Source organism: Algoriphagus marincola DSM 16067 (assembly GCF_000429405.1).
GTDB lineage: Bacteria > Bacteroidota > Bacteroidia > Cytophagales > Cyclobacteriaceae > Algoriphagus > Algoriphagus marincola.
The window spans coordinates 287,702-302,516 of the sequence record NZ_AUBU01000001.1; the positions used below are offsets into that span (position 1 = coordinate 287,702).

Genomic DNA, 14,815 nt, shown 5'->3' on the forward strand with positions numbered 1-14,815 from the left:
GATTAATTGATTAAGCCGTATTTCAGGCGGATTCGAATTCGTTCTTTTAATATGTCCCACTTGGGTAGTGGAGTAGATTTTCCCAGCGGTTTGGAGGATCGGAAGATAAAATACTGGTAATCTTTTTCTTCAAAAAAGACCGAGTAGGTTTCCATTTTTTCCAAATAAAACCCTGCGTTATTCAGGCTCTTGATAAGATCCCCTGAGTCCAGGGGTTGGTCGATCACCTGTAGCTTTTCAGGTTCATGGTCAATCATCCACTGCAGGTATCGTGGAGCGGGAATGTGTACAAAGACCACAGAGTCCTGATGTGCGTGTTTTTGGATTTTTTGAAAAAGTGCCTGATGCTGATCCACGGGGATATGCTCCAGCACATCCGGAAATACAAAGAAATCAAATTGCTGATCAACCTTGTCAAAGTCCGACATATCCGACACCTCGAAACTTAGATTTTGCTGACTTTTCCAGATTTTCTTTGCCTTGCTGATGCTTTCGGGAGAAATATCGACTGCCAATACTTTTCCTTTGGGTACCTGTCTCGCTAGAAGAGATGACACTGTGCCGATCCCACAGCCAACCTCCAAGACATGATGATCAGAGCGTAATCCTGCCGCCATTACCTTGTCGAGTATGGATAGGTGGCGGGAATTGATCCCCGTCTTTTCCTGCTTGTCAGCGAATTGATCGTAAAAGCTGACTACTTTATCTTCATTGGCTGGATTCATTCTCTTGCTTGTATGTGATGAAAATTCCTGCCAAAAGGCTGGCCAAAATCAAATATTGGAAAATGATCATGGGAGTCTTGGTGGCATAGTAGTTGGATGGCTCAAAGGTGAAAACTACTTCATGACTTCCAGTCGGTACTTCCAAACCTCTCAGTAAGTAATTGACACGCAAAATATCCTGCTCCGCTCCGTCAATGGTCGCCTTCCAGCCTTTGGGATAGTGAATCTCCGAAAAAACCACCAAACCTGCTTTTTCCATTGCTACGGAATAGCGTAGTTCGTTCGGGCTTTGCGAAGCTAATGTAACACTTCCTGAACCCGCAGCGATATCTCCAAATTCCTCGGTGTTGACCGTAGCTTGAGTTTGGGTGTCAATTTCTCCGATTTCGGTAATCTCTTCCTCATTGCTTTGAACGGGAACGATCTCCGAAGGGATCCAAGCAGCACCATTGGCAGCAGGATTTTCAAAAACCGAGTTAGCATCTTGTCCGGCGATTAGGTATTTTGTATTCAGCATATTGATGACTGAGATACCCTCCCAGTCAAAATTCCCCTCCTGCGCTTTGCTGACAAAATCCTGAATTTCGGACTGAAGCTGATAGTCGATCAGATCCTGATAGCGTCTAAGCTTTGCTCCATGATAGCCCCCAAGGCTGTAAAAACGGTAGCTTGTACGGGCACCCTGAGTCAAACCTTCGGTCAAACTCAAAACCCGGAAATAATCTGAGTCCTGAGCAATTTCCTTTTCTGCGGGAGTTTCAGCGAAGTATTGTCTGGACGGGTTTGCTTGAAAAGATTCCGAATTGAGGTACTGTCGATTGACGGAAATCAAATCCACGGCAATCAGTACAATCAGTCCGCCTCCCAAAACCAAATCAGAAATTTTCCCTTTCAGTTTCAAAAAGACCAATGCGACTCCTGCGATGATAAAACCAAAACTTTTCCAGGCCGAAGCAGAAAGCATGGCTTTTCGATCTGTTCGCATAGCTGAGGCAAGCCATTCTGGAAGATTGGTATCGACAGGGGCCTCAAATCTGAAAAATGCCCCGGAGGCAACAGCGAGAATAAAGGTCAGTCCAGCAACAATCCCTCCTGCGAGGTAAAGAGGCTTCAATTCTCCCTTTTGAATCAATCGGTCCAAGGAAATCATTCCCAAAACCGGAATGGCAAAAAGCGTCACTCCCAATGCCATGGAGACGGCCCGGAATTTATTGTATCCGGGTAAAATATCGAAAAGCGCATAATTGAACCAAGCCAGGTTTTTACCCCAACTAAGGAGAAGGGAAAAGATGATAATCGCTCCAAAGGTGTACAAACTCTCTTTTGGCGCAGCCCAAATCCCCAGAATGGCCAGGAAGACCAAAATGGCTCCTCCGTAGATCGGGCCACCTGTGAAAGCCTGATCGCCCCAATAGGTGGGAGCTTTTTTGACAAAGCCATTGATTTGTGCAGCATCGATTCCATTGGCGCGTAGGGCCTTTTCCGAAGCGGAGTTATCAGGCAACGGTGTTTGGCTGCCTCCTCCGTAGAAATCCGGAATCAAGAGTGTCAGGGTTTCCAGTTTTCCATTGGACCAAGAAAAGGCATATTCCCGATCCAGGCCGCTGGATTCTGTCTCTAAAGTAGCTTGTCCACGAGTAGAGTAGGGGCTGTATTCCAAGGCCGTGGCTAGCCTTCCTATATTTCCACCCACTGCTAAGAGAGCTCCGAGAGTCAAAAAGGCCAGGATTTTTCCCAGATCCGCTATTCCATCTTTTTTCCAATGGAAAATCAATCGGACTAGCACATAAATCACCGAAACAATCAGCGTGTAATAGGTAATCTGTAAGTGATTGAATTTAAGTTGAAGAAGAAGTCCCAAGGCCAAGAGGGCCGCTCCTAGGATTCGTTTTCGCTCAAATGCTAAATGAATACCCGCAAGAATCAGCGGAATCAAGCATACAGCCCAGATTTTGGCATTGTGACCCGCTTCCAAAGAAAGGAGATTGAAGGTGTTGAAAGCAAAGGCAATGGCTCCTGCGATGGCAAAGATGGGACGTACCCGAAAACTCAACAGTAAAATGTACATGGCCAGCATGCCAAAAAACAGCCCGTTGATAGGATGGGGTAGCCCAAGAGTCAACACCTTCACCAAAGCATTGGTAATATCGCCCGGAAACTCCAGACTGATGAAATAGGCTGGCATTCCTCCAAACATGGAATTGGTCCAAAGCGCCTGCTCACCGGTTTTTTCACGGTAATCCAGTACTTCCTTGGCTGAGCCTTCCCACTGTAGGATATCCCCCTGAAAGATGACTTTTCCATCAAATATCAAGGGGGAAAAGTAAAAGACGATCAAGAGATAAAATATGGCAACTCCCAGCAGATGGGGAAGTAGGTCTTTTTGAAAATTCAGCTTCATGCAGAAATTACGTTCGGGATTGAAACAAAGGCTGCAAATTAGGAATTAATAGTCAAATCGTTGGTCTGAAAGATGGGATTCGGGTCCTTTAAGCTTTCTTACAGGCGCTAAAATCATTACTTTTGCAGCAAATCGAAAAAATCACATGTTTGATAATTTAAGTTCGAAACTAGACCGGGCCTTCAAAACCCTGAAAGGAACCGGGAAAATCACCGAAATCAACGTCGCCACTACCGTCAAAGAGATTCGCAGAGCTTTGATCGATGCTGACGTCAACTATAAAGTGGCCAAAGAAGTCACTGATAAAATCAAAACCGAAGCGCTGGGTAGGGATGTCTTGATCTCCGTTTCTCCAGGGCAGCTTTTGGTGAAAATCACCCAAGAAGAGCTTACCAAGCTCATGGGAGGTACGAAGGCCGATATTAAACTCAGCGGAGAGCCCGCAGTAGTTTTGATCTCCGGTTTGCAGGGATCGGGTAAAACCACCTTCACCGGTAAACTGGGAAGCTATCTGAAAAAGCAAGGCCGTCAAGTCCTCTTGGTTGCCTGTGATATCTATCGCCCGGCTGCGATTGATCAGTTGAAAGTACTGGGCGAGCAGATCGGCGTGGAGGTCTATGCGGAGCCTGAGAATAAGAATGCGCTGGAAATCGCCAACAATGCGATTGCCTATGCGAAGAAGACCGGGAAAAAGACGGTCATCGTTGATACCGCGGGTCGCTTGGCAGTGGATGAGCAAATGATGAATGAGATCGAGGCGCTGAAAAAAGCCTTGAATCCTTCGGAAACACTTTTTGTGGTGGACTCCATGACCGGTCAGGATGCTGTAAATACAGCCCGGACTTTCGATGAGCTATTGGATTTTGACGGAGTAGTCTTGACCAAGTTGGACGGAGATACCCGAGGTGGTGCAGCCATTTCGATCCGCCACGTGGTCGAAAAGCCGATCAAGTTTATCTCTACGGGAGAGAAAATGGAGAATCTCGATGTCTTCCATCCCGACAGGATGGCTCAGCGAATTCTTGGAATGGGCGATGTTATCTCCCTTGTGGAGCGTGCGCAGCAATCTTTCGATGAAGATGAAGCCAAGCGAATCAATGCAAAGATCCGAAAGAATAACTTTGACTTTGAAGACTTTCTTTCCCAACTGGAGCAGGTCAAAAAGATGGGAAATATCAAGGACCTGATGGGAATGATCCCAGGAATGGGCAAGGCGATGAAGGGATTGGATATCGATGATGATTCCTTCAAGCCTATCGAAGCTATCATTCGCAGTATGACTCCTTACGAGCGCCAAAACCCTGATGTCCTGGATGGAAGCCGTAGAAAGCGTATAGCCAATGGCTCAGGAAGATCCATCACCGAGGTAAATAATCTGATGAAGCAATTCTCCGATATGCGGAAGATGATGAAGCAGATGAATAAAATGGGTGGCGCCAAAGCTGCCATGGGTAAATTGATGCCCGGAATGGGAAGAAGGTAGTCCGTTAAGAATAAAGTATTTGGAATTTAGAATGAGCCCGGTCTGAAAGGATCGGGTTTTTTTGTAAAAAAATTGATGAGGCTTTGATTTAATAGTTTTAATTTAAGTCTTCTTGAGTTCAATGAATCTAAAAGTCACAACATTTTTATCTTTCTGTCTGGGCTTATTTGCATGTTCGCCAGATTCCTGTAAAAAAATAGTCCCTGATTTCGATTTAAATCAAGTTTATGAACAGAAAATGGATTTTAGCAATTGTAATCTGGGCTACGTTCATTATCAAAATATTCGGATTTCAGGAGACTTTGAAGGAGTTGCATACCTTGCCGGTTTTTTCAAAATAGAAGGAAATGGAGCCTATGACACGCTGATCCGATCCGATTATTATTCGGATAGTTATATCTTTCGGTATGAACCAGAAGGTGAAGTTATCGGTGATTTGCAATTTGAGGTATGGTTGGAATAGGATCAATAATTCAAGGTCAAAGGTTGGCATTGAGGACACCCTGATCACGAATTGAGATCAATATAGTACTACCTTCCATTATACCATTTCAAGTGAGGAGGAGGAAATGTTGAATTGGATGTTTGTGTTGGGTATTCCTTTTCACCCTTGTGATTTGAAAATTATCCGAATTATTATAAATCAATTTAAACCCGGTCTGAAAGGATCGGGTTTTTTCTTGCTTCTAGCCTCTCGCTTCTAAGCTTTAATACACCTTCTTATCCTCTTTCTTCTTCCATAGCTCGAAGACTTTTTGGGATTCTTTCCGCTTCACCATTTCAATCTGTAGCTCGCTTTGATTCCTAAGCAAAGAATATTCAATGGGAAAGGACCTGTGTTGTATGCGGCTATTCCTACGTCCAGATTGCCCAGTTGCTTCCCCACCTCCAGCCCATAGTTGATTTCTTGATAGTAGATTTTTGTGGGTGGGAATACATCATCTGTATAGGTTCTTCTAAATTGGGTAGAAGCCGCGCCAATTGATCCTTCTACATACCAATCTTGGAAATTTCTTCGGTACCCAATGGCAAGAGGAATAATGAGATAGTGAGCACTTCTTAAATCAGTAGATAGATTCTTGTCAGGTGCAGGAAAATAATGAATTCCAGTTCTGAAAATAAGCCTTCCTTTTTTTTGCCTTCCTAAATACACTTTGACTGGAAGACCGAAATGAACGGGGTAGCTTTTGCTAAATTGATTAAGTGTAGGACCAACCTCAAGCCCCAAGCCAATATAGTTAAGCCCGTTTTTCTCTAGTGGATTTCCAGTTTTTCTACTTTGAGCATAGAGTTGATCACCTATTGTCAAAAAGCCAAAAAGAGCAAGTATACATAGTTTAGTCTTCATCTTCCCACCAGTTTTCTTTCCATTTTTTTCTTCCCATTACAAATCGGAGACTAAAGGTATGATGCAAAGCACTACCTCTAGAAACTACACGAAATGGATATATTTTATCCGGACTGAGAGTTAGATTATCTCCAGTTCTGTAATCTCCCTGCATTTCTACCATCTCTATAAAGCCCACTCTTCCTGACAGTCTGTAGATAAAATGAAACCGCTCACTCAATTTCCAAAATGCCTCACCTCCTGCTTCCAAGCTAAAATTCACTTTTGAGAGGTTTCGGTCATTATATACGACTGACAAGTTGGTTGGGGGTGCAGGTGAAACTGGAATAGCCGGAAGTCCCGCATATCCTTGACTATTGATGTTCTCTGCCAAAAGGTAGGTATTAAACCCTGCTACTACATTTATTTGAATGTTTCTCCATTTCAATGGAGTGGAATAAATTGCCTTTAGTGGAATTTCGAGCGTATTTGTATGGCTTACATACATTACTGGTCTGTTTAGCATTCTTCGATAGCCGGGTTCATTGTAGTAGACGCCGACAGTATTCGAATAAGGGGTGCTGAAAAGACCGGTTTCCCAGCGCCACTTTTCATTGTGCTGATAGGCTAAACTTCCACCAAAAGAAAAGCCCTGTCCACTACCCTTAAATAAGTATTGGTAGGAATCCTGATACTGTCTCCATTCTGATCGGCTAGCCATAGTAAATCCCATGGACCACTTTCCTTGGGGGAAAGAAGTAGTATGAATTAAGCAACAAACAGAAATTAGTAACAGAAGTTTAGTCATTAAATTTCATTTTGATCTGCAATTCACCTTGAAAGGAGCCTTTTTTGACATAATGGCAAGATTCACTTTCTTTTATTTTGACATTCTTCGCAGCTTTCCATTTGGGTTTACAGAATTTGGAACTACCGTTTATAAAGCTTCCGGAGTTTTGACCAAAGTCTTTGTTAGGATCGCAGAAAGCAAAAGAGCTAATAAAGTTATTTAGGTTACTAGTTAACCCTACCTGTGCGGTAATTAAACCAAAGCTAACGCTTGCTTTATTTTGAGTTTGTTCTAGTCTAAATCCATTATTGTATAGCCATGGATCCAACTTAATCGGAATATATAATCCTTCTAAATTTGGGTCAGATAATAAATATGGAAAGTAAACTTTTCCTCTGACAGCAACTGATATCTCGTCAGCTTCAGAAGCCCACCATATACCAAGTCTTCTCCTCTGTAATTTTGTATGGAAGCCACTTGTGGCATGCGTTACGTAATTTGTGGACCAGGCCTTGGCTCTGAATCTTCGATTATTATCAAACACCCATTGACTGGTGATTTCAACTGAGCCTCTCCACCTATTATCTGGATGGATATATGGGTCTCTTCGATTTGTAGTTCTATTGCAATATGGAAAGTGGAATGGATTAGGACTCCATGGGGCTAACGCCGCATTGGAATAATCCACCGTTTTCAGCTCCATTTCGGCATTTGCTTGCTCGGTGGTACCAAACAAGAATATTCCGGGCTCTATTTCGTAAAAAGGATCTTCGGCAAAATCATGGGTGGCGTAGATCTCTTTCATTTGTGCGTCAGTCATGGTGGGAAGGAGTTCATCTACTCTAGCCGTAAAGTCATCATGATACACCCAGGTTCCAAAGGCCGTGTAGCGGACGACCTTTCCATCGATTATCAGTTCCCGCTTTTCATTTACGAGTGATGCTGTAAATTCATCGACGATGATCGAATCTTCTTCAAAATTCCCTCCATTGACTCGAAACAACTCTGGGTTGGACTCAGCGAGCAGAATTTTTCTTTTCCTGAGTGAGATAAAGTTCTTTTCAAAAAGATCTAATTCTTCAACTGGTCGATCGATATTTTTTTCCAAATAATTTGAAAAACTAGGTAAGTTGGAAAAACTGATTCTACCCGAAGGATCAAGCTGCGGTGGAAGAATTTCAAGTTCAGCATTTTCATTTCCAATATTGGTTGCCGGCGCCAATTCTATTTCTTGACAGGAAGAGAAAATAATTCCCAATACTAATAGTATTTGTAAGGTTTTTATTTGCTTGGAAAAGTTAAAGTAAGAAATACATAAAGAGTAGTTGGTATTTCTGACGTAATTGAAAAAACAATAGTTTCCTTAGTTTGAAAAATTCCTTGAAAAAGTTTTTATATAGAAAATAAGAATGAATTATAGCTTTTGAAGGTTATAGAGCAAAACTCTTCAATAGAACTTGCTTTTTTCTTTGAAAAAATATTGGTGTGAAATGTTTTTTGGAGACTATAGTTTTTCTCTAGCCTCTCGCTTCTAAATTTTAAAAATTAATTAAGGATAGCCGCTTTCTAACTAGTATTGACAAAAAGACGGCTTATTTTCTGTTGAAAGGATTAGAATCCGTAGGCTTCGGTCTTCGGTCATCGGTCTTCCAACCAGTCAAGCAAAGAAAATAAGGCAAAGGCATGATTGCGGATAATTAGAAAATCAATACACCTTCTTATCCTCTTTCTTCTTCCATAGCTCAAAGACTTTCTGAGAATCTTCTCTCATTCCATTCAGCATGGGAATCTTTCGGTCGGCTGGATCGACTTTGATTTCTTCATAGATAAAATCATCGTCAAACCCTGCATCAGCTGCATCATCTTTGCTACAGGCATAAAAGACTTTACTCGGTCTGGCCCAGAAAATAGCTCCCAAGCACATGGGGCAAGGTTCGCAGGAAGTATAGACTTCACAGCCTTCGAGTTGAAAATGGTTAAGCTTTTTACAGGCATCCCGGATAGCAACTACTTCAGCATGGGCTGTGGGGTCATTGCTGGTGAGTACCATGTTTGAGCCTTGTCCGATGATCTTTCCGTCTTTGACAATCACACAACCAAAAGGACCGCCTTTTTCCGCTTCCATCCCTTCTTTGGCAAGGGCAATCGCTTTTCGCATAAATTCTTTTTGAGAATCTGTCATCAGGTGAAGTTACAGGTTTTGTTTGGAAGATATTGGTAATCCTTTGTTTTAGGAATAAGCTAGCTTCCTAAAAGATTGGGGCCTCTACCCTTAAATGGTAAAAAGTCTTGATTCTAGCTTCTAGTTTCTAATTTCTTTCAACTCATCCATCGGCTCATAAAAGCCAAAAATGCCTCTTTGTAGTTTTCTCCGATCGAAATTTCATGGTTTCCGATATGTACACTGTTTTTGGAAACGGACTCGATATGGTCCAAAGAGATGATAAAGGAGCGATGAATTCGCATAAACTTACCCTCTGGAAGAAGTTCCTCCATGTTTTTTAAGGTGGTCAGGGAGAGAAGGGGACTGCTTTTGGACCGCAGATGTACCTTCACGTAGTCCTTATAGGCTTCTACATGGGTGATGTCATTGAGCATGACCTTGACAAGTTGGTATTCCACTTTCAGAAAAATGTAGTCTAGAGCCTGATCTGACTTGGTAGACCCGCTTTCCTGGGACCGGCTTTTTCGCTCAAAATAATTGTAGGCCTTGGTGGCTGCGTTTAAGAAATCCTCGTAGCTGTAAGGCTTTAGAAGGTAATCCAAAGCATCAACCTTGTATCCCTCGATGGCAAACTGATGATAGGCTGTCGCAAAAATAATCCGGGTCTGATCCGAATCCTTTTTCCCATCCAAGACCCGGGCAAGCTCCATTCCGGAGAGGTCGGGCATTTGGATATCCATGAATATCAATTGTACCTCATGCTGATTGATAAATCCCAAGGCTTCGATCGCGCTGGAAAATTGGCCAATTAATTCTAAAAAAGCCGTTTGCTCGATGTACTTACAAACCAACTGAAGGGCCAAGGGTTCATCGTCGACAGCAATGCATTTGAGTTTCATTCCAGATTGAGGGTCAGGTTTACATAATATTCCTGATTATCGTCGGATTTGCCAAATTTCAGGCGATGTTTGCCCGGATATAAAAGACTCAGTCTTCGTTGGGTATTGACCAACCCTATGCCATGCTCTTTGCCTTCGGGGCTTTCGGTATTTACCGGGAAAATATGGTTTCGGGTCTCAAAAAAGACTGTTTTACCCATAATTTCCAGTTTGACATGAATGCTGCTTTCGGTCTGGGAACTGATGCCATGTTTGAAGCAATTCTCTAAAAATGGCAATAGCAACATAGGAGAAATGATGTGATTATCCGTGGGCTCATCCAGCTGAATATGCAGCTTAACCTTATCTGTCAGACGCATTTTCATTAGCTCAATATAATCCCGGATAAAATCAACTTCCTTGCTCAGCAGCGTATTTTCCTTTTGATTTTCATAGAGCACATAGCGCATCATCCGTGAAAGCTTCAGCAAAGCTTCTTGTGCTTTTTTGATATCCAGGTTGGTCAAAGAATAGATATTATTGAGCGTATTGAAGAAGAAGTGAGGGTTGATCTGGGCTTTGAGGTAGGAAAGCTCGGTTTTGATCCGCTGCTTTTCCAGCTCTTGCCGATGTTCTTCATCGTTTTGCCATTTCTGCACCAGAGCCAAGGAGGTACTCAGTCCAATGGATACTAGGTATAGCATGGCCTGAAACATATCTCCATAAATCCACCTTCTCCCTGGGACGAAAGGCTTGTCTGGATTGAAAGTTTCATGCATTCGGAGTGGATATTGGATCAGCTGCTCAAAAGTGATAACAGTGTAATAAAACAGCAGGCCAGCGCCCAAAACCAGAAGCAAATAGACATAGGTTTTCCCTTTCAAAAGAATTTTGGGAACGATCAGGAATTGGTTTGCATAAAAAATGGCAATCAGAGAAATCACCAAAAACACCTGTTTCCACCAATATTCCACAGGAAGGTCGATTTCTCCCATTCTCCAAGAAAGGGGTGAGAGTAGCATCAATACGACGCATAGCATGACCCAGCCAAGGGTATGTATTAGTATGGAGAGATTTTTACGGGAGGTGTTAATAGCCATATCACTGATATTCAACGCAAACTAATATAAAGTTTGGCTTTTCTAGCTCAATAATCTACCAAACCAAACTTTCTATCGATAAAAAGCAAATCAAAACCGATGAATCTCAAAGTAAGGAAGCGGTGAATATTCATCTGATGAATTCTAGGCTTTGTCGATTAGTCTTGGGGTTTGGTCTATTGGACACTTTTATCAACAACAAAGCTATTTGTTTTGGGGTATTGAATGAGTGACAGCTCTTTATTTGAAAACAAAACCATGAAAAAACTATTCAATTTACTATCAATTGTCCTAATCCTTGCTGGCAATAATATCCTGTTGGCGCAGCAAGATGGCAAAGAACCAGCCCGTATCGTAGGGATTGCCAAGGATGCAAAAACTGGCGACCCTGTTGGCTATGCCACAGCGGCACTTTACAAAAAAGGCATGGATGTCAGTATGGCGGGTGCCGTAGCTGATGGCGATGGCAAATTTTTTATCACAGGTTTTGAATTGGGAGAGTATTCCCTTCAACTCACCTTTATAGGATATGAAACCCTTGTAGTAGATAATATTAATGTCGAAAGCCTAACCGGTGATATCAATTTAGGTGAATTGACCATGTCTGATGAAGGTGTGGCTTTGGAAGAAGTGACCGTTCAAGGTCAGCGGGAATTGATTGAAGAGCGGGTAGATCGTACGATTTACAAAGCTGAAAATGATAAAACGGTAGCTGGTGGTGATGCGACAGATGTACTTCGTCGGGTTCCTATGCTTTCTGTAGATCTGGACGGAAATGTCTCTATGCGAGGAAGTAGCAATATTACCGTCTTGATCGATAATAGACCATCTGCCATCGCTGCAAGCTCTATAACGGATGCACTTCGTCAGATTCCTGCGGATGAAATCAAAGAGGTGGAAGTGATTACTTCTCCTTCAGCAAGATTTGACGCAGAGGGTACTTCGGGAGTCATCAATATCGTGACTAAGAAAAACAACCTCGAAGGAATGACCCTGAGCATCAATAGTGGTGTGGGGCTTCGAGGATCGAATTTGGGATTGAATGGTGGTGCTAGAATTGGAAAATTTGGTTTCTCTTTGGGTGGATTTGGTCGTGCCGGCTACAATACCTTTGGTAGTTTTGATAATACTCAGTTGCTTTTAAACTCGGATGGTTCTCAAACTCGCCTGACCCAATCGGCAGATACCGAGCGGAACTTCATGTTTGGTAGATATAATTTTGGGGTTGATTACGAAATCAACAAATACAACTTCATCACGGGTTCTGCCAATTTTGGTCTTAGAAATTCTGATAATGTACAGAATGATTTCTTGACACAGCGATTTGCCGGACAAACGCTTTTGAGCTCAGCGCTTCGTGAAACCAATTCTGAGGATCGGTCAAATTCATTGGATGTGAGTTTGAACTACACCAGAACTTTTGACAAAAAAGGAAAGGAAATCAGCCTCTTGACTTTGTATAGCCGTGATAATCGGGAAAACTTCTTCATCAACACGCTTTTTGAAGAGGACTTCCAAACCATCGATTCTCGCCTTAAAAATGACAACCCAAGCCGAAACGAGGAGTTTACTGCCCAGCTAGACTTTGTAACACCAATGGGTGAAAACGGAGAGCAGATCTTGGAATATGGTGCGAAGACGATTACACGAAGAGCTTTTTCTGACTTTGCGTATTTCCGAGGAGAAGGTGCCAATGGTGAGTTTATTGAATTGGTTGACCCGACACTAAGCAACGAATTCAGCTATGATCAAAATGTGACAGCAGGGTATATTTCATACACTTTTAACTTCCTGAAAAACTACACCTTAAAGCCAGGGGTACGCTATGAGTACACGACGATTACAGCTGATTTTTCTGATGAATTTGATGTGGATATTCCTTCATATGGTTCTTTGGTTCCTAGCTTAAATGCCAGCCGAAAATTAAAGAACGGCAACTTGATCAAAGCAGCTTACAATAGAAGATTGGCTCGTCCTTCTTTGCGATTCCTGAATCCAAACATCGAAGCAGTCAATCCACAGCAGATTACTCAGGGTAATCCGGTTTTGGATCCTGAATTCACCGATAATTTCGAGTTGGGATACAGCACCTTCATCAAAGGAACGATGTTAAACTTCACCGGTTTCTACCGGAACACCACCGGTTCGATTCAAGCAGTTCAAACACTTCAGGAGAATGATGTAATCTACACCACGTTTGAAAATATCGGTCAGGAGCAGGCAGTAGGTACCAATATTTTTGCCAATGTGAATATCAATAATAAGTTCTCACTTAATGGTGGAATGGACCTTTTCTACAGCATGCTTGACAATGGATTGTCCGATCCCATGACAGCTGCGAAAAATGAAGGATGGGTAATCAGTGGACGGATGTTCGCAAACTATACTCTGCCTAAAGACTGGCAGGCACAGCTTTTCACCTTTGCCAGAGGTAGAAGAGTGCAGTTGCAGGGAACAAGCGGAGGATTCGCAGCTTATGGATTGAGTTTCAATAAGCAATTCCAAGAGAAGCGTGGAAGTATTGGATTTGGAGTTGAAAACTTCTTAGCCCGTGAATTCATAATTCGAAATGAAACAATCACGCCTACCATCATTCAGAACAGTACCAATGCCATTCGAAATATGAACTTCAAGATCAACTTTAGCTACCGAATTGGAAAGCTATCGATGAATGACAGAAGAAAAAAGAAGTCAGTCAGCAATGATGACCTTAAAGGAGGAGATGATGGAGGTATGAATGGACAAATGAACCAAAACCGCTAAAATAAAATCCAGAATCAAAATAAGCGGGGCTGGCTCAATTTGAACCAGCCCTTTTTTTGTAGATAGATAGATTGGGTAACAAAAAACCCTGACTGCTAGGTCAGGGCTTTTTTGTACTTGAAAATTTAACAGGATTAATCCTTGTAAGTAACTTTTTTGATAGCTGCTATTGTTCGCTCTACATTTGGGATGGTTGCATCGATATAGGTAGGAGCATAGCTGAGTGGGATGTCCATTGAATTCACTCGAATCACCGGAGAATCCAAATAGTCAAAAGCATATCGCTGGAAGTGATAGGTCAATTCAGAAGAAATAGCCGCTACTGGATTGGCTTCCTCTACTACGACTGCTCGGTTTGTTTTCTTGAGAGACTCTACGCAAGTAGCGTAATCGATCGGACGGACACTTCGTAGGTCAATCACCTCACAATCAATCCCTTCTTTGGCCATTTGCTCTGCAGCTTCTAGAGCCACTTTCATCATTTTACCAAAAGAAATCAAAGTCACGTCTTTTCCTTTTCGCTTGATATCTGCTACTCCGATAGGAAGAAGGTATTCTGACTCAGGCACTTCTCCTTTGTCGGAGTACATCAATTCAGATTCCATGAAAATCACCGGATCTGGGTCCCGAATTGCGGATTTGAGCAATCCTTTTGCATCATGAGGGTTAGAAGGTACGACTACTTTCAAACCTGGAGTGTTAGCAAACCAGTTTTCGAAGTTGGAAGAGTGGGTAGCACCTAGCTGACCGGCATTTCCGGTAGGACCTCGGAAGACAATCGGAACGGAGTAAGCTCCGCCAGACATGGCATACATCTTGGCAGCCGAGTTGATGATCTGATCGATGGCTACCAAAGAAAAGTTGAAGGTCATGAATTCGATGATCGGACGAAGGCCATTCATGGCTGCTCCGACACCGAGACCTGCAAATCCCAATTCAGAAATAGGAGTATCATAAACGCGCTCGGGACCGAACTCGTCAAGCATTCCTTGAGACACTTTGTAGGCTCCGTTGTATTCTGCTACTTCCTCACCCATCAAAAAGACGTTTTTATCACGTCTCATCTCTTCAGACATGGCCTCTCTGAGGGCTTCTCGAAACTGTATTTCTCTCATTTTTTAGGTCAAAATTATGGCTCGTAAAAATAGGAAGGAATCCCTCAAAAGCAAAAATAGCTGAGGCTA

The 14,815-nt window shown here is 42.6% G+C and carries 12 protein-coding genes; 3 read left to right on the forward strand and 9 right to left on the reverse strand.

Going from position 1 to position 14,815, the window contains the following annotated elements; all coding sequences use genetic code 11:
- Positions 1-2: 2 nt before the first annotated feature.
- A complete protein-coding gene (locus tag G457_RS22715; protein WP_026944872.1) occupies positions 3-725 on the reverse strand; it encodes a class I SAM-dependent methyltransferase in 723 nt (240 codons plus the stop codon).
- Positions 709-3,126 carry a YfhO family protein gene (locus G457_RS0101340; protein ID WP_026944873.1) on the reverse strand — a complete coding sequence of 806 codons (2,418 nt, stop codon included), beginning with the start codon at positions 3,124-3,126 and terminating at the stop codon, positions 709-711. Before G457_RS0101340 ends, G457_RS22715 begins: the two co-directional genes overlap by 17 nt.
- Before the next feature lie 145 nt (positions 3,127-3,271).
- Between G457_RS0101340 and ffh the strand changes: the two genes are divergently transcribed.
- Both ffh and G457_RS0101350 read left to right on the forward strand, forming a co-directional pair.
- Positions 3,272-4,609 carry a signal recognition particle protein gene (ffh, locus tag G457_RS0101345; protein WP_026944874.1) on the forward strand — a complete coding sequence of 446 codons (1,338 nt, stop codon included), beginning with the start codon at positions 3,272-3,274 and terminating at the stop codon, positions 4,607-4,609.
- 238 nt (positions 4,610-4,847) lie between these two features.
- Positions 4,848-5,072, forward strand: a complete 225-nt coding sequence (locus tag G457_RS0101350; protein WP_155847059.1) for a hypothetical protein — start codon at positions 4,848-4,850, stop codon at positions 5,070-5,072.
- A 309-nt stretch (positions 5,073-5,381) separates the two neighbouring features.
- On the opposite strand, the gene G457_RS0101355 is transcribed toward G457_RS0101350, so the two are convergent.
- The 6 genes from G457_RS0101355 to G457_RS0101380 all read right to left on the reverse strand — a co-directional run bounded on the left by G457_RS0101355 (position 5,382) and on the right by G457_RS0101380 (position 10,868).
- The gene (locus G457_RS0101355) at positions 5,382-5,957 is read right to left on the reverse strand and encodes a porin family protein (RefSeq protein ID WP_155847060.1); all 576 of its coding nucleotides are present in this window, start codon (positions 5,955-5,957) and stop codon (positions 5,382-5,384) included.
- The gene (locus tag G457_RS0101360) at positions 5,947-6,744 is read right to left on the reverse strand and encodes a hypothetical protein (RefSeq protein WP_155847061.1); all 798 of its coding nucleotides are present in this window, start codon (positions 6,742-6,744) and stop codon (positions 5,947-5,949) included. Before G457_RS0101360 ends, G457_RS0101355 begins: the two co-directional genes overlap by 11 nt.
- Entirely contained in the window at positions 6,737-7,984 is a 1,248-nt protein-coding gene (locus tag G457_RS0101365; RefSeq protein WP_026944878.1) for a hypothetical protein, read from the reverse strand. Before G457_RS0101365 ends, G457_RS0101360 begins: the two co-directional genes overlap by 8 nt.
- Before the next feature lie 447 nt (positions 7,985-8,431).
- Positions 8,432-8,908 (reverse strand): nucleoside deaminase, encoded by a 477-nt coding sequence (locus tag G457_RS0101370; protein WP_026944879.1) that lies wholly within the window; start codon positions 8,906-8,908, stop codon positions 8,432-8,434.
- A gap of 137 nt (positions 8,909-9,045) precedes the next feature.
- Positions 9,046-9,789 carry a LytR/AlgR family response regulator transcription factor gene (locus G457_RS0101375; RefSeq protein WP_026944880.1) on the reverse strand — a complete coding sequence of 248 codons (744 nt, stop codon included), beginning with the start codon at positions 9,787-9,789 and terminating at the stop codon, positions 9,046-9,048.
- Positions 9,786-10,868: a sensor histidine kinase gene (locus G457_RS0101380; RefSeq protein WP_026944881.1), complete on the reverse strand. Its 1,083-nt coding sequence runs from the start codon at positions 10,866-10,868 to the stop codon at positions 9,786-9,788. Before G457_RS0101380 ends, G457_RS0101375 begins: the two co-directional genes overlap by 4 nt.
- A gap of 258 nt (positions 10,869-11,126) precedes the next feature.
- On the opposite strand from G457_RS0101380, the gene G457_RS0101385 reads away from it, so the two are divergent.
- On the forward strand, positions 11,127-13,631 hold the full coding sequence (locus G457_RS0101385; protein ID WP_035483012.1) for a TonB-dependent receptor domain-containing protein: 2,505 nt from the start codon (positions 11,127-11,129) through the stop codon (positions 13,629-13,631).
- A 134-nt stretch (positions 13,632-13,765) separates the two neighbouring features.
- Here G457_RS0101385 and G457_RS0101390 read toward each other — a convergent pair whose 3' ends face one another.
- On the reverse strand, positions 13,766-14,746 hold the full coding sequence (locus tag G457_RS0101390) for a pyruvate dehydrogenase complex E1 component subunit beta (RefSeq protein ID WP_026944883.1): 981 nt from the start codon (positions 14,744-14,746) through the stop codon (positions 13,766-13,768).
- Positions 14,747-14,815 lie beyond the last annotated feature (69 nt).